Raw genomic sequence first — 25554 nt, forward strand, 5'->3', positions numbered from 1 at the left:
TACTTACTGTGCAGCCTGCTGGTGTAGCCGCTCCACCTGCCAGCCGCCACCAAGGGCAGCGATCAACTGCACACTGGCCGTCAGTCGACTACCGAGAAGCGTGAGGTTGGTGCGCTCGTTGTTCAGTGCGGTCGCCTGCACGGTGACCACGCTGTTGTAGTCGACGGTACCGGCGCGGTACTGGTTCTCGATCAGGCGCAGCGACTCGCGCGCCGCATCCAGCGCCTCCTGCTGCACCCCGCTCTCCTGCTCCAGCACGCGCAACTGCACCAGGTAATCCTCCACCTCACGGAAGCTGTCCAGCACGGCCTGGCGGTATTGCGCCACGGTCTGGTCATAGGCCGCTTCGCTACGTTCCAGCTCCGCACGCCGCGCGCCGCCGTCGAACAGAGTCAGTGCCAGTTGCGGGCCGAGCGACCAGAAGCGGTTGGGCACCTCGATCCAGTCGGCGAAGCTGCTGCCACGATAGCCACCGCTGGCCGAGATGCTCAGATCGGGGAACCAGGCCGCCTCCGCCACGCCGATCTGCGCGTTGGCAGCAATCACCCGGCGTTCGGCAGCGGCAACGTCAGGGCGGCGCTCGAGCAACTGCGACGGCAGTGCCACGGGTACCTCGGGCAGTGCTGGCAGGCTTTGGCGCGGTGCGATGGACAGTTCGGCGGGGCTGACGCCGACCAGCACGGCAATGGCATGTTCGAGCTGCGCGCGCTGCCAATCGAGATCGATGGCCTGCGCCTGCGTACTCTTGAGCTGGGTGGTGGCTTGGCTCACGTCGGACTTGGGCACGATACCGGCCCGATACTGGTTCTCGGTCAGGCGCAGAGAGCGCGCGTATGCCGCTACGGTGGCGTCGAGCAGCCGCTTCTGTTCGTCGAGGATGCGCAGTTGCAGGTAGTTCTGCACCAACTCGCTCTGCAGGCTCAGGCGCGCTGCGGCCAGGTCGGCGGCGCTGGCGTCGAACTCGGCACGACTGGACTCCAGGCCACGGCGCAGCTTGCCCCAGACATCCAGTTCCCAGGCGGCATTGAGCCCCAGCTCGTAGCTTTTCGAGATACTCGATGCGTTGGAACCACTGATACTCACTCCATCGGCGGTGCGCAGGGTGCTGTCACCGCCGCCCTGCCCGGCTCGGGTCACCCCGGCGCTGCCGGACAATGTTGGATAGAAGCTGGCCCGCGCACCGCGCACCAGTGCTCGCGCCTGGCGATACTGGGCCTCGGCTGCCGCCAGGTTCTGGTTGGACAGTTGCAGGCGTTCGACGAGCGCATTGAGCTCGGCATCGCCATACAGTGCCCACCAGTTGCCACGTTCCAGGGCGTCTGCCGGTACGGCCGCCTTCCAGCCTTCGACCTGCTTGAACTGCGCAGGCGGCGCCAGTTCAGGGCGCTGATAATCAGGGCCCAGGGCGCAGCCGCCAAGCACGCCGGCCAGCAGCAGGGAGACGAGGGTTCGGGCGAAAGGAGCTCGGTTCATAGCGGATTTTCCAACGAAGCATCGGTGCGCACGCCGCGCCAGCGATTGACGCGATGGCGCAGACGGTCGAAGTAGAGGTAGACCACCGGAGTGGTGTAGAGGGTCAGCATCTGGCTCAACACCAGGCCACCGACGATGGTGATACCCAGCGGCTGGCGCATCTCCGAACCCTCGGCACTGCCTAGCACCAGCGGCAAGGCGCCAAGAATCGCAGCCAGGGTGGTCATCATGATCGGTCGGAAACGCAGCAGACAGGCCTGGCGAATCGACTCCTGCGGGCTGAGGCGTTCGCCCCGCTCCAATTGCAGGGCCAGATCGACCATCAGGATGGCGTTCTTCTTGACGATACCGATCAGCAGGAACAGGCCCAGCAGCGAAATCAGGCTGAACTCCATGCCGACCAGTTGCAGCGCGAGCAAGGCGCCAACCCCGGCCGAGGGCAAGGTAGAGAGAATGGTCAGCGGATGCACGTAACTCTCGTAGAGCACGCCCAGCACGATGTACACCACCACCAGTGCCAGCAGGATCATCAGCGGCTGATTGCCCTGGGTCTGCTGGAACGCAGCGCCAGTGCCCCCCATCATGCCCTGCACTTCGGTGGGTAGACCGACCCGCGCCACGGCGGCTTCGATGGCGCGACTGGCCTGATCGAGGCTGACACCCTCGGCCAGGGAGAAGCCGATGTTTTCGGCGGCGAACTGGCCCTGGTGGTTGACCCGGTCCTCTTCCAGGCTGCGCTCCCAACGGGCGAAGGTGGACAGTGGCACCCGTGCGCCATCAGCGGTGATCAGCTGAATCTGGTCCAGCGCCTCGGGATGCTGGGCGTAGCGCGGGTTGATCTCCATCACCACGCTGTACTGGTTCAGCGCCTCGTAGATGGTGGAAACCTGACGCTGGCTGAAGGCGTTGTTGAGCACGGCGGTAATCATGCTCATCTCGACGCCCAGACGCTGCGCAGCCTCGCGGTCGACCACCAGGCGAATCTGCTGGGCGCCCTCGTTCTCGTTGGCGTCGATATCGGTCAGCTCGGGCAACGCGCGCAGCGCATCACGCACCTTCGGCAGCCACGTCCGCAAGACGTCGAGATCGCCCGAGAGCAGCATGTATTCGTTCTCCGAGCTGCGCCCCTCGCGCCCACCGATCTGCAGATCCTGATCCGGCATGAGGAACATGCGCCCACCGGGCACTTTCGGCACAGTGGCGCGCAGGCGATTGATGACCTGCTGCGATGACACGCCACGCTCCTCCACTGGCTTTAGCCGCACGATCATGAAGGCGTTGTTGATTCCCCCCGAGCCACCGATAAAGCCAGCCACACTGTCCACCGCCGGGTCGGCCAAGACGGCATTGCGGAAAATCTCCATCTTCGGCTGCATGACCTGGAACGACAGGCCGTCATCACCACGGATAAAACCGATCAACTGGCCGGTATCCTGCTGCGGCATGAAGGTCTTGGGGATGCTGACGAACAGGTAGACGTTCAGCGCGATGGTGGCCAGCAGGCTGATCACCATCAGCAGCGAATGGCGCAGCGCCCAGTCCAACGAACGCCCGTAGACGGCCAGAACCCGTGCCTGCAGGCGGTCGCCCCATTGCTGCAGACGTCCGCGTGGCTGTTCGTCCTCGGCCTTGAGCCAGCGCGCGCACAGCATCGGCGTCAACGTCAACGACACCAGCAGGGAAATCACCACCGCCACTGCCAGGGTGATGGAGAACTCGCGGAACAGCCGTTCGACGATACCGCCCATGAACAGGATGGAGATGAACACCGCCACCAGCGACAGGTTCATCGACAGCAGGGTGAACCCCACCTCGCGCGTGCCTTTGAAGGCCGCTGCCATCGGCTTCTCGCCGTTATGGATGTGCCGGGCGATGTTCTCCAGCACGACGATGGCATCGTCCACCACCAGCCCGGTGGCGATGATCAGCGCCATCAGCGACAGGTTGTTCAGCGAGAAACCCAGCAGGTACATGGCGGCGAAACTGCCGATCAGCGAAACCGGCACCGCCAGCGCCGGAATCAGTGCTGCGCGCCAGCGCCCGAGAAACGCCAACACCACCAGGATCACCAGGCCCACGGCAATCAGCAGGGTCTGTTCGGCCTCGTGCAGGGTGGCGCGGATAACCGGCGAGCGATCCATCGCCACCTCCAGCTCGACGCTGGCGGGGATCACCTCGCGCAGCGCCGGCAGCTCGGCACGGATGTCGCTGATGGTCTGCAGGATATTCGCCCCGCTCTGCCGGTTGATCACCAGCAGCACCGCCTCCTTGTCGTTGTAGAAGCCGCTGTTATAGCGGTCCTCGACGCCATCGGTAACCGTGGCCACGTCGCCCAGGCGCACGGCGGCGCCATCCTGGTAGCGGATGATCATCGGCAGGTAATCGGCGGCCTTGGCCAACTGATCGTTGGCCTGTACCTGCCAGCGGCGCTGTGCATCCTCGACCGCGCCCTTGGGACGCAGGACGTTGCTGGCCGCGATGGTCTGGCGCACTTCGTCCAGCGCGATGCCATAGTGATCGAGCAGGCGCGGCTCCAGGGAAACCCGTACCGCTGGCAGCGAACTACCACCGACTTGCACCTCGCCCACGCCGCCAACCTGGGACAGCTTCTGCGCCAGGATGGTCGAGGCCACGTCGTACAGCTGGCCCTTGTTCAGCGTGGTACTGCTCAACGACAGCACCATGATCGGTGCCTGTGACGGGTTGATCTTGCGGTAGTTGGGCATGGTGCGCATGCCGCTGGGCAGCAGTTCGCGCGCCGCGTTGATCGCCGCCTGGACCTCGCGCGCGGCGGTGTTGATGTCCTTGTCCAGATCGAACTGGATCATGATCCGCGTGCTGCCCTGGCTGCTGCGGCTGTTCATCTGGCTGACCCCGGCAATCGAGCCGAGCGAGCGCTCCAGCGGCGTGGCCACGGTCGAGGCCATGATCTGCGGACTGGCCCCTGGCAGGCTGGCCTGCACGGTGATGGTGGGGAAATCCATCTGCGGTAGCGGCGCCACCGGCAGCAGGCCGAAGCTGACGCCACCGAGCAGCATGATCGCCAGGCTCAGCAGCAGGGTCGCCACCGGGCGGCGGATAAAGGGGGCGGAGAGGTTCATGCGTGATGGGCCCCGCCAAGGCTTCGCCGATCACGTAGGAGCGGCTTCAGCCGCGAATCCCCTGCCCCCGCCTGTTCGCGGCTGAAGCCGCTCCTACGGGCCTGGGTCATACCGCCACCCCCGACGCGCTGCGCCCCGTGGCCCGCCGCGACAGGCGATCGAAGTACAGGTAGATCACCGGCGTGGTGAACAGCGTCAGCACCTGGCTGACCAGCAGGCCCCCGACCATCACCAGGCCCAACGGCTGGCGCAACTCGGCGCCTGAGCCCGAGGCGAGCATTAGCGGAATGGCGCCGAACAGCGCTGCCAGGGTGGTCATCAGGATCGGCCGAAAGCGCAGCAGCGCCGCCTGGTAGATCGCCGCTTCTGGCGCCATGCCCTGGTTGCGCTCGGCCTCGAGGGCGAAGTCGATCATCATGATCGCGTTCTTCTTGACGATACCGATCAGCAGGATGATGCCGATGATGGCGATCAATCCCAGGTCGTTACCCGTCAGCAATAGCGCCAGCAGTGCCCCGACACCCGCTGAAGGCAAGGTGGAAAGTATGGTGATCGGGTGGATGTAGCTCTCGTAAAGCACGCCAAGCACGATGTACATGGTGACGATGGCCGCCAGGATCAGCAGCAAGGTCGACGACAGCGATGCGCGGAACGCTTCGGCAGCACCCTGGAACTGGGTGTCGATGCCACCGGGCAGGCCGATTTCCTGCTCGACCCGCTCGATCACGGCGACCGCTTCGCCCAGCGAGACGCCCGGCGCCAGGTTGAACGACAGGGTCACCGCCGGGAACTGCCCGATATGGTTGATCAGCAGACTGGCCGGGCGCTCCTCGATATGCGCCAGGGACGACAGCGGCACCTGCTGGCCGTCACCGGTGGCCACATGGATCTGGCGCAGCGCGGCCAGGCCGATACGCCCGCCATCGCGACTTTCCAGCACCACGCGGTACTGGCTGGCCTGGGTGTAGATGGTGCTGATCTGGCGCTGGCCGAAAGCGTCGTACAGGGCATTGTCGATGGTGCCAACGTTGATGCCCAAGCGCGCGGCGGCGTCGCGGTCGATATCCAGGTACACCTGCAAGCCACGGTTCTGCAGGTCGCTGGCCACGTCGGTCAGCTCTGGCTGCTCGCGCAGCACTTCGACCAGACGCGGCGTCCAGGTTTCCAGCAACTGGTTGTCAGGCGATTCCAGGGTGAACTGGAACTGGGTGCGGCTGATGCGATCTTCGATGGTCAGGTCCTGCACCGGCTGCATGAACAGCTCGATACCGGGAATCTTCGCCAACTCCGGACGCAGACGCTCGATCACCTCGCTGGCGGTGACATCACGTTCGGCGTGGGTCTTCAGGTTGATCAGCAGGCGGCCGCTGTTGAGCGTCGGGTTGTCGCCGTCGACGCCAATCGACGAGGACAGGCTGGCCACTGCCGGATCGCGCAGGATCACATCCGCCAGACGCTGTTGACGCTCGCTCATGGCGGCAAAGGAGATCGACTGTGGCGCCTCGGAAATGCCCTGGATCACGCCGGTGTCCTGCACCGGGAAGAAGCCCTTGGGCACCGCCATATACAGCAGCACGGTCAGCCCCAGGGTCGCCACGGCCACCAGCAGGGTCAGCGGCTGATGCTTGAGCACCCACTGCAAGCACACGCCATAGCGCTCGATCATCGCATCGATGGCGCCACCAGCGGCGTGATAGAAGCGCCCTTCCTGATCGGGTTTCTCGGCCTTGAGCAGGCGCGCGCACATCATCGGCGTGAGAGTCAGCGACACCACCAGGGAAATCATGATGGCCACGGCCAGGGTGATGGCGAACTCGCGGAACAACCGGCCGACCACATCGGCCATGAACAGCAACGGAATCAGTACGGCAATCAGCGACAGGGTCAGCGAAACCAGGGTGAAGCCGATCTGCCGGGCACCCTTGAGCGCGGCGTTCAGCGGCGTTTCACCCTCCTCCAGATGACGGGCGATGTTCTCCAGCATGACGATGGCATCGTCGACCACGAAGCCAGTGGCGATGGTCAGCGCCATCAGCGTCAGGTTGTTGATGGTGAAGCCTGCCAGGTACATCACGCCGAAGGTGCCGATCAGCGACAGCGGCACGACGATGGACGGGATGATGGTCGCCGACAGCTTGCGCAGGAACAGGAACGTCACCATCACCACCAGGGCGATGGCCAGCAGCAGCTCGTGCTGCACGTCACGCACCGCTGCACGGATGGTCTGCGTACGGTCGGTAAGCACCTTGACTTCGACGCTGGCCGGCAGGCCTTCGGTCAGGTGCGGCAACAGGGTCTGGATACGGTCGACCACGTCGATCACGTTGGCGCCAGGCTGGCGCTGCACGTTGACCAGTACCGCCTGATTGCGGTTGGCCCAGGCAGCCAGGCGCTCGTTCTCGGCGCCATCGAGGATCTCGGCGACATCCTTCAAGCGTAGCGCCGAGCCGTTCTCATAGTGGAGGATCAGCTCGCGGTATTCCTCGACGGATTTCAGCTGGTCGTTGGCATCGAGCTGGGAAACTCGCGTGGGTCCATCGAAGTTACCCTTGGGCTGATTGACATTGCTGGCGGTGATCAGGCTGCGCACATCGGCAAGGCTAAGCCCATAGGAAGCGAGCGCCTCCGGGTTGACGCGAATGCGCACCGCCGGACGTTGCCCGCCGGCCAGGGTCACCAGGCCGACACCGCTGGTTTGCGCCAGTTTCTGCGCCAGGCGGGTATCGACCAGGTCGTTGACCTGCGGCAGCGGCATCGTCGCCGAACTTATCGCCAGGGTCAGCACCGGCGTGTCGGCCGGGTTGACCTTGTTGTATACCGGCGGCGCCGGCAGATCGCCGGGCAGCAGGTTGCTCGCCGCGTTGATCGCTGCCTGCACTTCCTGCTCGGCCACCGCCAGGGAAACGTCCAGGTTGAAGCGCAGGGTGATCACCGAGGCGCCACCCGAGCTGGTCGAGGACATCTGCTTGAGCCCGGCCATCTGCCCGAACTGGCGCTCCAGCGGCGCCGTCACGGCACTGGTCATCACATCCGGGCTGGCGCCTGGGTACAGGGTCAGCACGCGGATGGTCGGATAATCCACCTCCGGCAGCGCCGACACCGGCAGCAGGCGATAGGCGATCAGGCCACTGAGGAAGATCGCCACCATCAACAGCGTGGTGGCGACCGGCCGCAGGATGAAGGGGCGGGAGATGTTCATGCGTCGTTCCGCGCGGCGGCCCGGCCAGGCTCAGCCTGCCCCTCGCTGTCGGATTCCTGCACGGCAGTCGGGTCGACCACCTCCACTTCGCTGCCGTCACGCAGGCGGTCGGTGCCCTCCATGACCACCCGCTCGCCCTGCTGCACGCCCTCGTTGACCATGCTGCGTTCAGCATCGCTGGCGACGATGGTGACCGGACGGATGCTCACCTTGTTATCGTCACCCACGACATAGACGAAGGTGCCCTGGGTGCCGAACTGCACCGCAGCAGATGGGACGATAGTGGCGGCCTCGCGGGTTTCAACGCGCAGACGCACGTTGACGAACTGGTTGGGGAAGAGCATCTGCTCGGCGTTGTCGAAGCGCGCCTTGAGTTTGACCGTACCGGTGGTGGTGTCGATCTGGTTATCCAGGCTTTCCAGCACGCCCTCGGCCAGTTTCATGCGCTCGCCACGGTCCCAGGCCTCGACGGCCAGGGTCGCGCCGTCGCGGCGGCGCTGCAGCACGGCAGGCAGGTCACCCTCGGGGATGGTGAAGATCACCGAGATAGGATCGGCCTGGGTAATCACCACCAGCGGCGTGGTATCACCGCTGCTGACCAGATTGCCTATATCCAGCTGACGCAACCCCAGGCGACCGTCGATGGGCGCGCGAATCTGGGTAAAGTCGAGGTTGAGTTTGGCCGTGGCGACGTCGGCCTGGTTGCTCTGCAGGCTGCCACGGTACTGATTGACCAGCGCCTGCTGCGTATCCAGGGTCTGCTTGGCGATGCTGTCTTCTTCATACAGCCCCTTGTAACGCTGCAGATCCAGCTCGGCGTTCTTCAGTTGCGCCTGGTTTTCCTGCAACGCCCCCTGCGCCTGCTGCAAGGCCACCTTATAAGGACGTGGGTCGATCACCGCCAGCAGGTCGCCAGCCTTGACCTGCTGGCCCTCGTCGAACAGCACCTTGACCAGTTCCCCGTCGACCCGCGAGCGCACATTGACCGTGTTGTAGGACGTTACCGTGCCAAGCGCCTTGAGTTCGATGGCGAACTCACCCTGTTTGACCTCGGCCAGGCGCACCGGCACCGGGCCCATATCGCCGAAACGACCACGGCCCATCTGCTGGCTTTCTGGCGTGCTCGGCCAGAACCACCACAGCAGCAGAAGCAAAATGGCGAGCAGGGCCAGGCCGATCAGCCATTGGCGGGAGGAATTCGAGGAGGACAGGGAAGCATTCGACATGGCAGGCGCAATATCACTTTTGATGGGAGTCGGCACGATAAGCACTGGCCCGCGTCAAGCAAAGCCCATTTACCCGCTTTTTACCCTCCCCTTACGTTACTAACTGTTTGTGTCCGCAATAAATTCTTGCGCTGGCAAGAGACTGTCGAGGTGCCCGGACGTTCGTTTGGGTACACAAATAAAAACGGCCTGCAAAGCAGGCCGTCTGTTTTTTGCGTGCCGCTTACTTGAGCGCGGCCAAGGCAGCTGCATAGTTCGGCTCGTCGGCGATTTCGCCGACCAGCTCGCTGTGCAGCACCTTGTCGTTTTCATCCAGCACGACTACCGCGCGAGCAGCCAGACCGGTCAGCGGGCCGCTGGCAATGGCCACGCCGTAGTTCTTGAGGAAGTCGGCACCGCGCAGACTGGACAGGTTGACCACGCTGTCCAGGCCTTCGGCACCGCAGAAGCGCGCCTGGGCGAATGGCAGGTCAGCGGAGATGCACAGCACCACGGTGTTGTTCAGTTGGCCGGCTTCGGCATTGAACTTGCGCACGGAGGTGGCGCAGGTTGGGGTGTCAACGCTGGGGAAGATGTTCAGCACCTTGCGCTTGCCGGCCAGGCTGGCCAGGGTGACGTCGCTCAGGTCGCCAGCGACCAGGCTGAAGGCCGGCGCCTGTTGGCCGGTCTGCGGCAGTTGACCATCGACCTGCACCGGGTTGCCTTTGAGAGTGACTTGCGCCATGGGAGTTTCCTTATCGTTCAGGGAGTTGAAGGGCAAATGTGTGACATGGGATTCGCCGAGGCGAAGGGTCCATCGAATGGCAGGTCACGGCCCGACCATGCGTCCAGACTAGCGCAGAAGCGCCGGCGATACACCCGCGGTCAAGTAGGGATTTAGCAAAAGACCGCGCGCCCATCAGAAATCCCGTCGGTAGAACAGATCGAGCGAACTGGCCAGGCCGCTGGCGGCCTCAAGGTACAGGCGCCGGCTAAGCTCGTAACGCAGGGCGATGGTGTTGGCCGGCTCGAACACACCTACGCCATAACGAAGACTGAGACGCTCGGTGATATTGCCGCTGGCCACCACGCTGGTAGTCACGCCACTGCCCTCGGTGTCGAGCTGGAAATCCTGAATACCCAGGCGGTTCGCCAGGCTGGTGGTGAGCGAACTGCTGCCGGCCAGACCGAGCGCCAGCGCGGCCTGACCAAGCATGCTGTTGTCACCGGCGCTCTGCCCCAAAGGCCGGCCCAGCACCAGATAGGACAGCGCCTGCTCCTGGCTCATGGCCGGCTCGGCGAAGACCGTGGTGCTGGGCTGCTCGGCACTGCCGGACAGGCGGATACCCGCGACGACCGTGTCGACCCGACGAATCGCTTCCACATCGAGGAACGGCTGATCGATAGGGCCGGTAAACAACAGTCGCGCGCGCCGAATGGTCAGGCGCTGGCCGTAGGCGCGATAGCGACCCTTGACCAGGTCCAGCTCACCGCGAGTATCGAGGTTATCGCCGATGTGTACACGCCCACGCAGGTCGGCAGTCAGGCCGAAACCGCTGAACGCCAGCTTGTCCTGCCCCACTTCGACATCGACATCCATGGCGATACCCATGCCCTGCTCGGCTTCGGGCACTTCACTTCCAACCACCCGCGCATCACCAGAGACCTTCACCGTAGAAGGCGGCAGTTCACGTACGCTGATCAGGCCACGCGGCACGCCCACCTTGCCACTGACGGCCAGGCGCTGGGCGCGCAGCTGCAATTGCAGATCAGGCTCGACTTCCAACTCGGCATAGGGCTCGACCTTCACCGGCAAGCGCTGCCCCTGCACCGCCAGATCGCCGCTCAACCCCTCACGCCAGGTCAATTCGCCTCGTAGATTGCCACGCCCCTGCTCACCGCTGCGCCAGTCGCCGGAGAGCTGCACCTGCTCGCCCGCGATCAACGCCTGCAATTGCAGGTTCTCAAGGCTGATCGGCAGTTCGCTCCCGGACAGCTCGCCGCCGTCCAGACGCAGTTGGCCATTGATCTGGGGGGCCAACAGATGGCCGGTTATGCTGCCGTTGCCCTGCAGTTTGCCTTCAAGCTTTTCCGCCATCGGCACGAAAGGACGCAGTACGGCCAGATCGAAACCGCCAAGGCGAAACTCACCGCTGACCGGCTTGTTCGCCGGGCGCGGATCGATCTGCGCTTGCAACACCAACTCACCCAGGCGGGCGCTGACGAAACGCAGTTGGCTTTCTACCCGTCGCGGGCGCAGCGTGCTGTCCAGACGCAGGCTGTCGTAGGGAAAATCCAGCCACTGCTCTTCATCCGGCTGACGAATACGCAGATTGCCAGCACCGGCATCGAGCACGACCTGGCCATTGGGGCCGCTCTCGGGTAGATCGACCTTGAGCTGACCATCCAGGCGCCCCTGCCAGGCGAAATCCTCAGGCAGCCAGGGTTGCAGGCTGGCCAGGGGGAAATTCTCCAGGCGCCAGTCCAGGCTGGGCTGCGGCATCAGCCGTTGCTGCCCGCCGCACAGGCTGGCATCGCCGGCTTGCCAGCAATGCGCGCCGAGATTCAAGCGGCCGCTGGCCAGGCGCTCCAGAGTCGCAGCCTGCTGCAGTTGCCAGTCCTGGCCACCGCTCTGCACGCGACCACTGGCAATGCGCCCGCGCCAATCGCCCTGCTCGTTGAGGTTGCCGTCCAGGGCCAGGGCCAGTTGCAGCAGCGGGCCTTGCAACTCCACCTCCAGCGCCTGGCGGCGCTGATCGCCACGGCCATCGGCCTGCAAGCGCCCAAGATAGGTGTCGCCAATGCGGATACCGCGCACGTTCAAGGCGATGCGCGCCTGCTGACGGGAGTCCAGCGTCGCGTCCAGTTGCAGGCGCCGCAGGCTGGGGTCACCAAAGGCCAGGCGCTCACCGCTCAGCGCAAGCTGGCCTTGCGGCGCCTGCAAGGTGCCGGCCAGGGACAGCTGGCCCTGCATCTGCCCTTGCAGACCGGGCCAGAGCTGTCCAAGACGCGGCAAGGCCAGCTTCAACTGACCACGCAGACGTGAATCCAGCGAGCCATTGCCGCTGATCCGGTTGTCGCCCATGCGTACCAGCAGCTGCTCGAGCTGCCACTGCTCGCCAGCGCCGGCACCCTTTACCTGCAATTGCGCCGGCTGGCCTCGCAGGCGGCCATTGAGGTCGATATTGGCCGTGGCCTGTAGCGCACCGGCATTGAAGCTGCCCGAGGTGTTCAGCGGCCCGGCCAGGTTGCCCGGCATCTGCGCCAGCCAGTAACCCGGGTCGAGGGCGCGAAGCTGCAGCATGGCCTGCCAGTCGAAACCTTCGGCAAAACCGACCTTGACCACACCCTCGGCGCGGCCCTGACCGGCCACCAACTGCACTTGCGGCAGACTGACCTGATCAAGATCGCCACTGACCGGACTGCTCAGGCTGAAGTCCCCCGCCGGCCCCTGCAATTGCGCAGCGAAGTTACCCAGGTAATTGCCTTCGCTGTAGCTGACTTCGGCCTGAAGTTGCTGCAATGCCACGGGTGGTGACTGGTCCAGCGGGTACAGGCGCTGCCAGGGAAAATTCAGCCAATCGAGCGTGGCGTCGGCCTGAAACGCCTCGCTCCAGGCGAGCACTCCGGTGAGCTGCAGGTGCTGCTGATCCTCAGCCTCGATGCGCAGCAATTCGATGTCCGCGCCCTTGGCATCGACCCGTCCGCGCAATGTCAGCGGCATCGGCGCCTCCTCGGCGGGCAGATTGGCGCTACCGTCGATTCGATAGCCGCCGCTCAGGTCACCTTTTGCCGACAACGTCAGCGTCTGCAGGTGCAGCGTCTGCCGCAAAGCACTGCTGGCCTGGAAACTCTGGCTGGTCAGGCGCAGTTCGGCGGGCAGGTGTTCGGCCAGCGCCTGCACCTGCCCTTCGAGGCGGGCGTCGAGATAGCCGCTGCTATCGGCCTCGACCTTCAGGCTGCGTTGCAATTCGCCGCCCACTTGCAGCGCCACCTGCCACGCCTTGCCATCGACTTCCGGTAACTGCAGACGGCCACTCAGGGCCATCGGCCAATTGCCCTGCGGTGTCAGGTGACCGCTGACGTCCAGGCTCAGGTCATCGCGCTGCAGGGCCAGACGCTGCAGCTCCATGCCCTGCTCGTTCCAACTGGCGATCAGTTGGAGATCGCTCAGTTGCGCCTGGCCGTCCAGGCGCAGTTCGCCCAGCTGAATATCGCCCAGTTGCAAGCGCAGTGGCAGCTTGAGGTTCGGCAGGCTAAGCGGCTCGTCGCTGGCTTCCCCACTTTCGGGCAGGGTCACGGCCACCTGCTGCAGATGCAGGCGATCCAGGCACAAGGTCAGTCGCAAGAAGCAGGACGGCGACCAGGCCATATCCAGCTGCTGCAACTCCACACGCATCTCGCCCTGCTGCCAGATCAGCGCATCAGCCTGCCAGGCACTGCCCAGGCGTCCGGTGAAGCTGTCGACCTGCAGGCCCGGCACCTGCGCCAGCAGCCAGCGGCTGCCAGCCTGGGTGCCGAGCAGCGTCCACAACACGGCGACGACCACCAGCACCAGACAGAGCACGCCGGCAGCCAAGCCTTTTAGCAGGCGCCGGGTCATAGCTCAGGCCCCATGGAGAAATGCAGGCGTACGCCGCCGTCGTCATCCAGCGCATGGGCGAGGTCCAGGCGCAGCGGGCCAACCGGCGAAACCCAACGCACGCCAAAGCCGACCCCGGTCTTCAAGGTGGGAATGTCCAGCGAATTGAAGGAATTGCCCTGGTCGATGAAGGTCGCCAGGCGCCATTTGTCGGTGAGGCTGTACTGGTACTCGGCACTGGCGGCGAACAGGTAGCGGCCACCGATCTTGTCGCCCTGGTTATTCTCCGGCGACAGGCTCTGGTAGTCGTAGCCGCGCACACTCTGATCGCCACCGGCGAAGAAACGCAGCGACGGCGGTACGGCGGAGAACCCATTGGTTTCGGTACCGCCGAACTGCACCCGACCCAACAGGCGATGATTGTCGAATACGGTGGTCAGGCCCTTGAGCATCACATTGCCATGCAGCACATTGGCATCGGACAGCACGCCATCGACAGCGCCGCTTAGGTCGAACTGCACACGATAGCCCTGGTTCGGGTCGAGGCGGTTGTCGCTGTGCAGCAGCGAATAGCTGACGCCCGGCATCAACAGGGTGCTCAGCCCTGAATCGTCACCCAGGCGATATTCCTCACGCTGCCATTTCACCGACAGCACGCGTTGCCAGCCACCAGGACGCTGGCTGTACCATTCCGGGCCGAGGGTGAGCAGCCGGCTCAAGCTGTCCTTGCTGGCCAGCTCTTCATATTGATAGCCGCCGGCCAGGCGCAGCTTGTCGGTCAGCGGCGGATCACCGGGAATGTCGTACCACAGACCGACGTTCTGCCGCGGTGCGGACAATTCGGTTTCAACCCCGTAGCTATGCCCCTGCGGATTGCGCCAGTGACGCGTCCAGTTGGCACGCAGACGCGGCCCGACGTCGGTGGAAAATCCCAGCCCCAGCCCCATGCTGCGCGGCTCACGCACCTGCAGCGCCACCGTCACGGGAATGCGCAACTGGTCGGCCTGAGTCGGGATGGCATCGACCCGTACCGACTCGAAATAGCCGCTGGACTGCAGCGCCTGATACAGCTCGGCGATCAACTCGGAGTCGTAAGGTGTGTCCGGATCGAACGGCACCATGCGCAGCAGCAACTCTTCATCGAACGGGAAGTCGCCGCTGAAGGCGATATCGCCCAGGCTGTAGCGAGGCCCGCTGACGAACACCAGTTCGATATCGGCAACCCCGGCCGGCGGATCGACTTCCAGGCGCTGCCGCGAGAATCGACCGTCGAAGAAGCCGTAGCGCGAGGCCTGATTCTGGATCAGCCGCTTGGCGTCTTCGTAACGTCCATGGTTGAGCGCCGAACCGGCTTTCAAACGACTGGCACTGGGTACGCGAAAGGCTGGCAGTTCGCTGGCCGGACCTTCAATGCGGATATCGACGTTGCGCAGGCGAATGCGTTCGCCGGGCTCCACCTCGAGTACCAGGCGCGGCTTTTCGCCCTCCTCGATACGGCTACGAATGCGCGCCTGGTAATAGCCCAAGGCCTGAGCCGCCTTGTCGGCCTCGCTCTCGGCGATGCGACGCAAACGCCGCAACGACTGTGCGTCGCGTCCATCGAAGCTGCCGACATAGCCTTCAATATTGGCCTTGAGAGCCGAATTGCTCGGGGTGATTCGTACGTCCAGTTCGCTCGCTGCGAAAGCGCCCGTACTGATCAGCAGCAGCGCCAGGCTGCGCTGAAAATGTCCATATACACTCATGGCGGAGGATGCTATCACGGAGCAGAGCCCTTGCCAGAGCCATTGCATGTGCGCCAACCAACCGGATTCAGGCGCTGGCTCTGACCACAGGTTGCGGATTGGGGTGAAAGAACACGTGCTCGATCACAGGGCCAATGGCCAGCTCGCCGATTTCCTCGTAGCCCTGGCGCCGGTAGAACTCCAGATAGCGAGCATTGCCGGTGTCCAGCACCACGCCTTGCGAGCCGCTGTCCTGAGCGCACCAGTCATGCAGCGCTTCAAGCAACTGCTCGCCGCGATGTTGCCCCTGAAACTCGGGGTGAATACCCAGTAGCGGCAGCACGTGGTAAGGCCCGGGCGGCAGACTGGTAAGCACCGCATCGTGGTATTCGAGATAGCGCTTGGTGCAGCTGAAGCCGGTGCTCAGCAGCATGCGCAGACGCCAACCCCAGCTTTCGGTGATATCCAGGCGGCGCTGCGGTGGAGCGATCAGTGCCGCGCCGATCAGACGATCATCGATCAGCAGGCCGATTGCCGGTAGATCTTCGGCGAAGTGCCGCTGTACCAGTTCGCGAATCGTCGCGCGTACGCGCTGATCGAAACCTGGCCGCTGCGCTTCGAACAGATAAGCGAAGGTCGGCTCATGACGATAGGCATGATAGAGCAGCGAACGGACCTCGCGGGCGTAACCCCCATCGAGCATGCGCACTTCTGCTGGAGCGTTGTTGGACATGGCGGACCTCTGTTGTTATGCGTTGTGGGCCAAGCGCGTCCCAGCCAACTTAGCACCACCGCATGACACCCGCCAGGCGCTGGCCGCGAGCGCCGAGGATCGGCTAGCATCGCGATTTAATCTGAAAGTCGCGTAGCGACGTCCTCCTTGCACCCTTCGCCCTTCGGGAGAAGGTGGCGCGAAGCGCCGGATGAGGAAGGGCATGCTGCGCAGGCTTTCGTCATCCGGGGTGTCTCTCGTGGCATGCCCGTCAGCCCAGGACCCGCTGCCCATGAAAATCGTCTCCTTCAATATCAATGGCCTGCGTGCGCGCCCTCATCAGCTGCAAGCCCTGATCGACAAACACCAGCCGGATGTTATCGGCCTGCAGGAAACCAAGGTGGCCGATGAGCAGTTCCCCGAAGCCGAGATCCGCCAGCTCGGCTACCACGTGCATTACCACGGCCAAAAAGGCCACTACGGCGTCGCCCTGCTCTCGCGCCAGGAACCGCTGAGCCTGCACAAGGGTTTTCCCGGCGATGGAGAAGACGCCCAACGCCGCTTCATATACGGCACCTTCGCCGATGCCAATGGCAACCCGGTCACCGTCATGAACGGCTATTTTCCGCAGGGCGAAAGCCGTGATCACCCGGTAAAATTCCCGGCCAAGCAGCGCTTCTACGCCGACCTGCAGCAATTGCTGGTGGAGCGCTTCGATCCACAGCAGGCGCTGGTGGTGATGGGCGATATCAACATCAGCCCGGAAGATTGCGACATCGGCATCGGCGAGCCCAATCGCCTGCGCTGGCTGAAAACCGGCAAATGCAGCTTCCTGCCGGAAGAGCGCGAGTGGCTGGCAACCCTCAAGAGCTGGGGCCTGGTGGACAGCTTCCGCCATCTCAACCCCGCAGTGAATGACCGCTTCAGTTGGTTCGACTACCGCAGCCGCGGTTTCGAGGACGAGCCCAAGCGCGGCCTGCGCATCGACGTGATCCTCGCCAGCCAGCCGCTACAAACGCGCTTCAAGGATGCCGGCATCGACTACGACCTGCGCGGTATGGACAAACCATCGGACCATGCGCCGATCTGGCTGGAACTGGCCTGAGCCTGAGGGCGCGTACGATGACGCGCCCGTAACATGACTGCAATCTGACTGACTTAATCTGCGTGGCACGTTCTCTCACCCACTAGAAGGTGCCTGCCGCATGCCGCGCGCCCTGCCTGCCATCGATCGTGACCTCTGGGGTCGCACCCTGTCCCTGCTGCTGATTGGCTTCATCTGCTACGCCCTGCCCCTATCCGTCTTCGCCGCCCTGCCCGCTTCCCAGGGTAACCAACCGGTGCTGCGCATCCAGGGTTCCAACACCATTGGTGCCAAGCTCGGCCCGGAGCTGGTCAAAGGGCTGTTCGAAGCTCAAGGCCTGCGTGACATCCGCAGTGAAGACGGCGCCCGGGAAAACGAGCAGCGCATCGTGGCCCGCCAGGCCGATGGTCGCAGCGTGATCGTCGAAGTGGCCGCCCATGGTTCCAGCACCGGCTTCGCCTCGCTGCACAATGGCAGCGCCGACCTGGCCGCATCGTCCCGCCCGATCAAGAACAGTGAAGCCGTTAACCTGGCAAACCTGGGCGATCTGCACAGCCCGCAGAGCGAACAGATCATCGCCATCGACGGCCTGGCGATCATCGTCCACCCCGGCAACCCGATCAGCGCCCTGAGCGTTGATCAGATCGCCCAGTTGTTCTCCGGCGAGATCAGCGACTGGGCCGCCCTCGGCGGCAAGCCTGGCAAGGTGCAGCCGTATGCACGCGACGACAACTCCGGTACCTACGACACCTTCAAGGAACTGGTCCTGGCGCCTGGCGGACGGGCACTGGCCGCGAACGCCCGGCGCTTCGAGTCCAGCAACCAGCTCTCCGACCTGGTCAGCAGCGACCCTAACGGCATCGGTTTCATCGGCCTGCCCTACATTCGCCAGGCCAAGGCCGTCGCCGTGGCTGCAGGCGAGTCGCATCCGATGCTGCCGAGTACCACGCTGATCGCCACCGAGGATTACCCACTGGCTCGCCGCCTGTTCATCTACAACGATCCGCAACTGGAGAATCCCTGGGCCCGCGCACTGATCGACTTCGCCCACAGCCCTCGCGGTCAGGCGATCGTCGACAGCGCCGGCTTCATTGCCCAGACCGTCCAGGCGGTAAAGGTCGCCCCGCAAGCACAGATGCCGGCCGACTACCGCCAGCTCGCCGAGCAGGCGCAGCGTCTGTCGGTGAACTTTCGCTTTCAGGAAGGCAGCGCGACTCTGGACAACAAGGCCTATCGTGACCTGCAACGCGTAATGGACTACCTCAAGCAGCACGACAAGCTGAGGAACAAGGTGGCACTGGTCGGCTTCGGCGACCCCAAGAGCGACCCCGAGCGCGCCGAACTGCTTTCCAAGCTGCGGGCGATGGCCGTGCGTCGGGAACTGGCCAAGCAGGGTGTACTGTTCCGCGAGATCACAGGCCTGGGCAGCGAGCTGCCGGTGGCGGCCAACGATCAGGACAGCGGCCGCATCCGTAATCGCCGTGTCGAGGTCTGGGTCTATTAGAAACGGGCGGTGTCTGCTGCAACAACTAACCCACGCTTGAGGCTTTCAGGATTAAACGTTAGTCTTCGCACCGCGTGACGCCGGGCCCCTCTGGCGGTGAGCTTCTCACCGTGATGTCGGAGTCACTGAGTGGATTTCTTTCAACTCAGGCAGACATTAGGGAGGGCTCATGGACGCTCTACTTGCCTTTTTGACATCCCCCATCTTCGGTACCCCCGGCTGGTTCTGGCTGGCCTTTCTGGTACTGATCATCATCCTGCTGGTACTCGACCTCGGCGTACTGCACCGCGATCAGCATGAAATCGAGATGCGCGAGAGCCTGCTGTTGTATTCGGGCTACTTCAGTGTCGGCGTTGCCTTTGGCGGCTGGATCTGGTGGCAGCTCGGCGGCACCAAGGCGATGGAGTACTACACCGGGTTCCTGGTGGAGCAATCGCTGTCGATGGACAACGTCTTCGTCATGGCGATGATCCTCGGCTACTTCAATATCCCGCGTAAGTATCAGCACCGCGTACTGTTCTGGGGCATTCTCGGCGTGATCGTGCTGCGCGCGATCATGATCGGCCTGGGCACGGCTCTGGTGCAGCAGTTCGACTGGATTCTCTACATCTTCGGCGCTTTCCTCCTGTTCAGCGGCATCAAGATGCTGCGCAGTGGTGGTGACGAAGAGTCGCATCCGGACCTGGCGCAGAACCCGGTGATCCGCTTCGTGCGCAAGCACATTCGCGTCACCGATGAGCTGCACGAAGGCAAGTTCCTGGTGCGTCTGAAGGATCAGGTCAGCGGCAAGCCGCTGCTGTACGCCACCCCACTGCTGCTGGCGCTGGTGCTGATCGAGCTGGCCGACCTGGTGTTCGCCGTCGATAGCGTGCCGGCGGTACTGGCCATCTCGCAGGACCCGTTCATCGTCTACACCTCGAACATCTTCGCCATTCTCGGCCTGCGCGCGCTGTATTTCGCCCTGGCCGCACTGATGCACCGCTTCATCTACCTGAAATACGCCCTGGCGCTGGTGCTGATGTATATCGGCGGCAAGATCTTCCTGCACGACATGATCAAGGTTCCTGCCCTGCTCTCGCTTGGCGTCACCCTGGGACTGCTGGCAGGCGGGGTGATCCTGTCGCTGCTCAATACCCGCGACCAGAGAGCCCCGGAACACTGAGAAACGGCGTAGCCGGTCGACCGAGCAGCAAAGTCGACGACAGACAAACAAAGAGGCCCGCAGATGCGGGCCTCTTTGCTTTGGCTTGCGGGATCAGCGGCTGGCTTTCATCACGTCACGCGGCACGTACTTGCCGATCTCGAACTTGCCGATGGCTGCACGGTGCACCTCGTCCGGGCCGTCGGCCAGGCGCAGGGTGCGCTGCATGGCGTACCAGTAGGCCAGCGGGAAGTCGTTGGAAACGCCCGCGCCGCCGTGCATCTGGATCGCACGGTCGATCACCTTGAGCGCCACGTTGGGCGCCACCACCTTGATCTGGGCAATTTCGCTGGCGGCGATCTTGTTGCCCACTGTGTCCATCATGTAAGCCGCGTTCAGGGTCAACAGGCGTGCCTGGTTGATCTCCATGCGCGAATCGGCGATGTGATCGATGTTGCCACCCAGGCGCGCCAGCGGCTTGCCGAAAGCGGTGCGCGAAACGGCACGTTTGCACATCAACTCCAGGGCGCGTTCGGCCATGCCGATCGAACGCATGCAGTGATGAATACGGCCTGGACCGAGGCGACCCTGGGCGATCTCGAAGCCACGCCCTTCGCCCAGCAGCACGCTCTCGTAGGGCACCCGCACGTTCTCGAACAGCACTTCGGCATGCCCATGCGGCGCGTCGTCGTAGCCGAACACCGGCAACGGACGCAGCACAGTGACGCCTGGCGCATCCATCGGCACCAGAATCATCGAATGCTGCTGGTGGCGCGGCGCATCCGGGTTGGTCAGGCCCATGAAGATCATTACCTTGCAGCGCGGGTCGCAGGCACCGGAGGTCCACCACTTGCGGCCGTTGATCACCCACTCATCGCCCTCGCGGCGAGCATTGGCCTGCATATTGGTGGCGTCGCTCGAGGCCACGCCCGGCTCGGTCATGGCAAAGGCGGAACGAATCTCGCCGGACAGCAGCGGCTCCAGCCATTGCTGCTTCTGCGCCTCGTTGCCGTAGCGCACCAGCACTTCCATGTTGCCGGTATCCGGCGCGGCGCAGTTGAACGGCTCCGGGCCGATCAGCGAACGCCCCATGATCTCCGCCAGCGGCGCGTATTCGGTGTTGGTCAGGCCGGCACCGTAGTCGGACTCGGGCAGAAACAGGTTCCACAGGCCTTCGGCTTTGGCCTTGCTCTTCAGCTCTTCCATGATCGCGGTCGGCTGCCAGCGATCACCCTCAGCCACCTGCTGCTCGAATACCGCTTCGGCCGGATAGACGTGCGCTTCCATGAATGCGCTGACACGTTCACGTAGCTCTTGAACCTTCGGGGAATAGGCGAAATCCATGGAATTACCTGTTTGTGATAAAGGGTGAGAGGTTGTGGAAATGATGCTAGAACAGCGCTTAAGATTTATCTAACCTATTTTCAGCGTGTATGAACATTCATAACCGATATATGATCGATTGATATCGACGCCCCTGGAGCACTGCCGGCATGAACCTGACCAAGGTGGATCTGAACCTCTTCATCGTCTTCGACGCCATCTACACCGAGGCCAACCTGACCCGTGCCGGGCAGATCGTCGGCATTACCCAACCCGCAGTTTCCAACGCCCTCGCCCGCCTGCGCGAAACCTTCAACGACCCACTGTTCGTGCGTACCGCCCAGGGCATGGTGCCGACGCCAATGGCGCAGAACATCATCGGCCCGGTGCGCAACGCCCTGCAGTTGCTGCGCGTTTCCGTGCAGGAAAGCCGAACCTTCAACCCGCAGCAGGCCGGCAAGACCTACCGCATCAGCATGACCGACCTGTCGGAGCAAATCCTCCTGCCACCGCTGTTCCAGCGCCTGCGTCGCCTGGCGCCGAACGTGTGCATCGAGAGCTTCCTGGCCAAGCGCCGCGAAACCACCAAGGAACTGGCCGCCGGCCGTCTCGATTTTGCCGTCGACGCGCCACTCAATACCGACCCGCAGGTTCGTCACGTCAAGTTGCTGGATGATCGTTACGTCTGCGCCATGCGTCAGGGGCATCCACTGGCCAAGGAAAAGATCAGCCTCGACGAATACCTGTCGCTGAGCCATATCCATATCTCCAGCCGCCGCAGTGGCCTCGGCTATGTGGATCTGGCCCTGGGCAAGATGGGCATCCAGCGCAAGATTGCCCTGCGCTCGCAGCACTACCTGATGGCCGGTAGCGTGTTGCAGCAGACCGACATGGTGATGACCGTGCCGGAGCGCTTCGCCCGCCGCCACAACCTGCATCATGTGGCCCTGCCGGTCGGTGATGTGCCGGCACTGGAAACTCACCTGTACTGGCACGAAAGCACCGATCAGGACCCGGCCAACCGCTGGATGCGCGAGCAGATGATCGAGCTGGCACAGCAAGTCGCCGCGCAGGAGAAGAAGGCCGAGCAAGCCGCTAATAACTGACCGCTCGGCATTGAACGCAAAAAGGCCCGCATTAGCGGGCCTTCTCGTTGTTGCGGGGTTCGATCAGCGAGCGATCTTGCCATCCAACGACAGCTTGCCGGCGCCTTCGAACACCAGCGCTACGCTGATGGCCAGCAGAGCCAGGGCGAACTCGTAGCCATTGTTGCTCATGAAGAAACCGTTGGCGAAGTGCACAGTGAAGATCGCCACCAGCATGGTCACCGCCAGCACCGCCGCTGCCGGACGCACCAGCAGACCGATGATCAACGCCACGCCGCCGAAAAATTCGGCGCTACCGGCCGCCAGTGCCATCAGGTAGCCCGGGGCCAGGCCGATGCTCTCCATCCACTGCGCCACGCCAGCCAGGCCATACCCACCGAACCAGCCAAACAGCTTCTGCGCGCCATGGGCGGCGAAGGTGATGCCGGCGACGATACGCAAAATGGTGATGCCGAAGCTGGCTTGGGTGGCGGTGATGTTCTTGATCAGGTTGTTCATTGCAACGCTTCCTTGGTGTGTGGGAGTTGATGGCGCACAGAATAGCCAATTTTTTCGATAAAAAAACAGCAAAATACCGCTAATTAATATCGATAAAATAAATAACTAATGAGCCGTCAGACGCCGTTCCTGCGGTTCGAGCAGATAGCGCTCACGGTCATAAGCAAGGTAGTACTTATTCACCGCATTCACATAACTCACCACGCCCATGCCCATCTGCTCCATGGCCACACGCTCGACCTGGAAGAACCACTGATTGGGATTGAGGCCACGTCTGCGTGCCTCGGCGCGCAGGCTCTGCACCCGTTGCGGGCCCAGGTTGTAGCCCGCCAGGATGAACGCCATGCGTTCGCGTTCGTTGAGCTGCGGGCTGTTGAAGAAATTGCGGCGGATCATCGCCAGGTACTTGCTGCTGGCCCGGACGTTACCGTCAAGGTTCTGGATGTTGCTCACGCCGACGCTACGCGCCGCTGCCGGGGTGATCTGCATCAGCCCGGTCGCGCCGCTGGCGCCGCGCGCCGATGGGTTCAACGTCGATTCCTTGAATGCCAGCGCAGCCAGCATCAGCCAATCGAAACCCTGCTGCTCGGCATGCTGCTGCAGCACCGGGCGTACCTTCTCCAGGCGCTGTCGTTCAGTGCGCCCCAGTGGCGAATGCACCTTATATAGACGGCGATAGACACGCTGGAACGCCACATCCTGGTCGGCCGGGCTCTCATAGCTGCTGAAGAAACGGTCGATGCTGGCACGCAGCATCGGCGCATCGGGGCGCACGAACCATTTCATGTCGCCATCGCGCGCCAGGATCAGGTGCCTGTCGACGCGCAGCTTGGGCATCACCTTGGCCCAGCGCTCGGCTATCGGCAGCTCTACCGCAGTACGCTCGAAAATGCCGGCCTGGACCATTTCCAGTACGTCTTCGACCGCCAGGCTGGGGTCTACCCACTCGACCACGATGGGCGGCAGTTTACGATCGGCCAGCTGCTGGTTGATCAATCGCAGTGCCTCTCCCACCGCACTGCCCGCGGGCAATGAAAGACTGCGGCCGGCCAGCTGTTCAAGGCTGCGGTAATGTCGGTTGCCCTGTTTCGACACCAATACCAGCGGCACTTCACGGCGAATCGCCGTGCTGGCACTGACATCGTGCCCAGTGCGTACATTGAGCAGTTCGCCAGGCGCGACCAGATCGCCCTCGCCGCGCTGCAATGCGCCAAGCAGCTGGTCCTTGGCTTTGGGGATGATTTTCAGCCTGAGGCTGCGACCATCCCGGGAGTTGCGGTTGAGGTACTGCTCGAACGCGCGTAAGCGGTGGTACTCGACGCCGATGCTCTGCCCCTTGACCGAACCCGAACTGTTTCGGCTCTGATTGACCAGCACCCGCAGTTCGCCACTGCTGCGAATCGCCGGCAGATCACGAGCGCTGCGGGCCTGGCTACCGACCTCAGACGGGCCGGCCACGCGCGCACTGACCGACATCGGCAGCGCAGCCAGCAGGCACAGGATCAGCAGCAATCGCGACATCGATTCTCCAGGGAGGGTGGTTGGCCGCCGAAGCCTCTCGGGGCACCTCTAAAAACTACCTCGGCTTTGGCTTCCTGCGTCGCTCTACCTCCTGCATCCATGCAGTCGTCGCCTACGTTTTTAGAGGCGCCCCTTGGTGGGCTGCTGTGCGCCGATGCGCGACAGACGGTTACCGACCGTAAACCCGCCAAACAGGTTCGCGAGGTCGGCGGGGCGCGGAGATTGGCACAGCCGAATGCTGCCGCGCCACCCCATAACCTTGCATCAACCTTAAAAACAGCGAACAACTTATTGTTTTAAATCGACTTCCTGACGAACGGAGACCATCTGCTATTCTGCCCCACTCGCGTTAAACAGGTGGCACCATGCAACTCATCGATATTGCCGTCAATCTCACCCACCCCAGCCTCGCGGTGCAGGCCGAGGCGCTGCTCGAACGTGCCTATGCAGCCGGCGTGTGTCAGCTGGTGCTGACCGGCACCAGTCTGAATGAAAGCGAGGCGAGCCTCGCACTCTGCCGACAGCTGGATAGCAGCGGTCAGCGCCTGTTCAGCACCGCCGGGGTCCATCCGCACGATGCCAGTTCGTGGAACGGCGCCAGCAGCGATGCCCTCAAGGCGCTACTGGCGCAACCGCAAGTGCGCGCCGTGGGTGAATGCGGGCTGGACTTCGATCGTGATTTCTCGCCACGCCCAGCACAGGAAAAAGCCCTGGAAGAACAACTGGCACTTGCCGTCGAGTTGCAGGTGCCGGTATTTCTTCATGAACGCGAAGCCAGCCAGCGCCTGCTGGAGATCCTGCGCAACTATCGCGATCAGTTGCCCGCAGCGGTGGTGCACTGCTTCACCGGCGAGCGCTCTGCACTCTATGCCTACCTCGATCTCGACCTGCATATCGGCATCACCGGATGGGTCTGCGACGAACGTCGCGGTACGCACCTGCATCCGCTGCTCAAGGACATCCCCGGCGAGCGCCTGATGCTGGAGACCGATGCGCCCTTTCTGTTGCCGCGCAGCCTGCGGCCCAAGCCCAGGAGCGGGCGGAACGAGCCCGCCTTTCTCGGCGAGGTCCTGCGTGAGGTGGCGTTGCACCGCGGGCAAAGCGAAGAAACCCTGGCAGCGCAGACCACAGCCTGTGCGCGAGCGTTCTTCGATCTACCCGCCATACTGCAGGGCTCGACACCAGAGTATTGATTGGCGTCAAGACTCTGGCTGTTCACCGATGCATACTGCTGGCACTTGGCCAATAGCGAACGCAACGAGACGGATAACAACAGCATGGGCGCCTGGATCAGCGATCTTTCTCTCAAGTACAAATTCTGGGCGGTCAATGCCGTGGCCTTCGTCACCAGCCTGATGCTGGTGCTGTTCGCCCTGCATAC

General features: G+C 63.4%; 16 protein-coding genes. 5 read left to right on the top strand and 11 right to left on the bottom strand.

The annotated features are described in order from the left end of the window. Positions 1-3 precede the first annotated feature (3 nt). The 8 genes from GV002_RS10075 to GV002_RS10110 form a co-directional block, all read right to left on the bottom strand. Positions 4-1473, bottom strand: coding sequence for an efflux transporter outer membrane subunit (locus GV002_RS10075; protein WP_160018152.1), 1470 nt, complete (start codon positions 1471-1473; stop codon positions 4-6). Continuing rightward, entirely contained in the window at positions 1470-4574 is a 3105-nt protein-coding gene (locus GV002_RS10080; RefSeq protein ID WP_160018153.1) for a multidrug efflux RND transporter permease subunit, read from the bottom strand. The genes GV002_RS10075 and GV002_RS10080 overlap by 4 nt, the downstream gene beginning before the upstream one ends. Positions 4575-4680: 106 nt before the next feature. Then, on the bottom strand, positions 4681-7773 hold the full coding sequence (locus tag GV002_RS10085) for an MdtB/MuxB family multidrug efflux RND transporter permease subunit (protein WP_160018154.1): 3093 nt from the start codon (positions 7771-7773) through the stop codon (positions 4681-4683). Further along, the gene (locus tag GV002_RS10090; RefSeq protein WP_160018155.1) at positions 7770-8999 is read right to left on the bottom strand and encodes an MdtA/MuxA family multidrug efflux RND transporter periplasmic adaptor subunit; all 1230 of its coding nucleotides are present in this window, start codon (positions 8997-8999) and stop codon (positions 7770-7772) included. Before GV002_RS10090 ends, GV002_RS10085 begins: the two co-directional genes overlap by 4 nt. Positions 9000-9222: 223 nt before the next feature. Then, complete coding sequence (gene tpx / locus GV002_RS10095) at positions 9223-9723, bottom strand: thiol peroxidase (RefSeq protein ID WP_160018156.1); 501 nt, start codon at positions 9721-9723, stop codon at positions 9223-9225. Positions 9724-9897: 174 nt separating this feature from the next. Next, positions 9898-13581: a translocation/assembly module TamB domain-containing protein gene (locus GV002_RS10100; protein WP_160018157.1), complete on the bottom strand. Its 3684-nt coding sequence runs from the start codon at positions 13579-13581 to the stop codon at positions 9898-9900. Next, positions 13578-15305, bottom strand: coding sequence for an autotransporter assembly complex protein TamA (locus GV002_RS10105; protein WP_160018158.1), 1728 nt, complete (start codon positions 15303-15305; stop codon positions 13578-13580). Before GV002_RS10105 ends, GV002_RS10100 begins: the two co-directional genes overlap by 4 nt. A gap of 67 nt (positions 15306-15372) precedes the next feature. After that, positions 15373-16017, bottom strand: coding sequence for a GNAT family N-acetyltransferase (locus GV002_RS10110; RefSeq protein WP_160018159.1), 645 nt, complete (start codon positions 16015-16017; stop codon positions 15373-15375). A gap of 271 nt (positions 16018-16288) precedes the next feature. Here GV002_RS10110 and xthA point away from each other — a divergent pair, with 271 nt between their 5' ends. From xthA to GV002_RS10125, 3 genes are all read left to right on the top strand, one after another. Continuing rightward, on the top strand, positions 16289-17101 hold the full coding sequence (gene xthA / locus GV002_RS10115; RefSeq protein ID WP_160018160.1) for an exodeoxyribonuclease III: 813 nt from the start codon (positions 16289-16291) through the stop codon (positions 17099-17101). 100 nt (positions 17102-17201) lie between these two features. Further along, complete coding sequence (locus GV002_RS10120; RefSeq protein ID WP_160018161.1) at positions 17202-18584, top strand: substrate-binding domain-containing protein; 1383 nt, start codon at positions 17202-17204, stop codon at positions 18582-18584. 169 nt (positions 18585-18753) lie between these two features. Next, positions 18754-19746: a TerC family protein gene (locus GV002_RS10125; protein ID WP_160018162.1), complete on the top strand. Its 993-nt coding sequence runs from the start codon at positions 18754-18756 to the stop codon at positions 19744-19746. A gap of 93 nt (positions 19747-19839) precedes the next feature. Here GV002_RS10125 and GV002_RS10130 read toward each other — a convergent pair whose 3' ends face one another. Then, positions 19840-21069 (bottom strand): acyl-CoA dehydrogenase, encoded by a 1230-nt coding sequence (locus GV002_RS10130; RefSeq protein WP_074678699.1) that lies wholly within the window; start codon positions 21067-21069, stop codon positions 19840-19842. A 149-nt stretch (positions 21070-21218) separates the two neighbouring features. On the opposite strand from GV002_RS10130, the gene GV002_RS10135 reads away from it, so the two are divergent. Beyond that, entirely contained in the window at positions 21219-22154 is a 936-nt protein-coding gene (locus tag GV002_RS10135; RefSeq protein WP_045733214.1) for a LysR family transcriptional regulator, read from the top strand. A 63-nt stretch (positions 22155-22217) separates the two neighbouring features. Here GV002_RS10135 and GV002_RS10140 read toward each other — a convergent pair whose 3' ends face one another. Next, complete coding sequence (locus GV002_RS10140; RefSeq protein WP_160018163.1) at positions 22218-22652, bottom strand: DoxX family protein; 435 nt, start codon at positions 22650-22652, stop codon at positions 22218-22220. A gap of 105 nt (positions 22653-22757) precedes the next feature. Then, positions 22758-24173, bottom strand: coding sequence for a transglycosylase SLT domain-containing protein (locus GV002_RS10145; RefSeq protein ID WP_160018164.1), 1416 nt, complete (start codon positions 24171-24173; stop codon positions 22758-22760). Between the two features lie 365 nt (positions 24174-24538). Between GV002_RS10145 and GV002_RS10150 the strand changes: the two genes are divergently transcribed. After that, positions 24539-25366 carry a TatD family hydrolase gene (locus tag GV002_RS10150; RefSeq protein WP_160018165.1) on the top strand — a complete coding sequence of 276 codons (828 nt, stop codon included), beginning with the start codon at positions 24539-24541 and terminating at the stop codon, positions 25364-25366. Positions 25367-25554: the final 188 nt, after the last annotated feature.

It is taken from the genome of Pseudomonas sp. 8O (genome assembly GCF_902506495.1).
GTDB classification, from domain to species: Bacteria; Pseudomonadota; Gammaproteobacteria; order Pseudomonadales; family Pseudomonadaceae; genus Aquipseudomonas; species Aquipseudomonas chaetocerotis.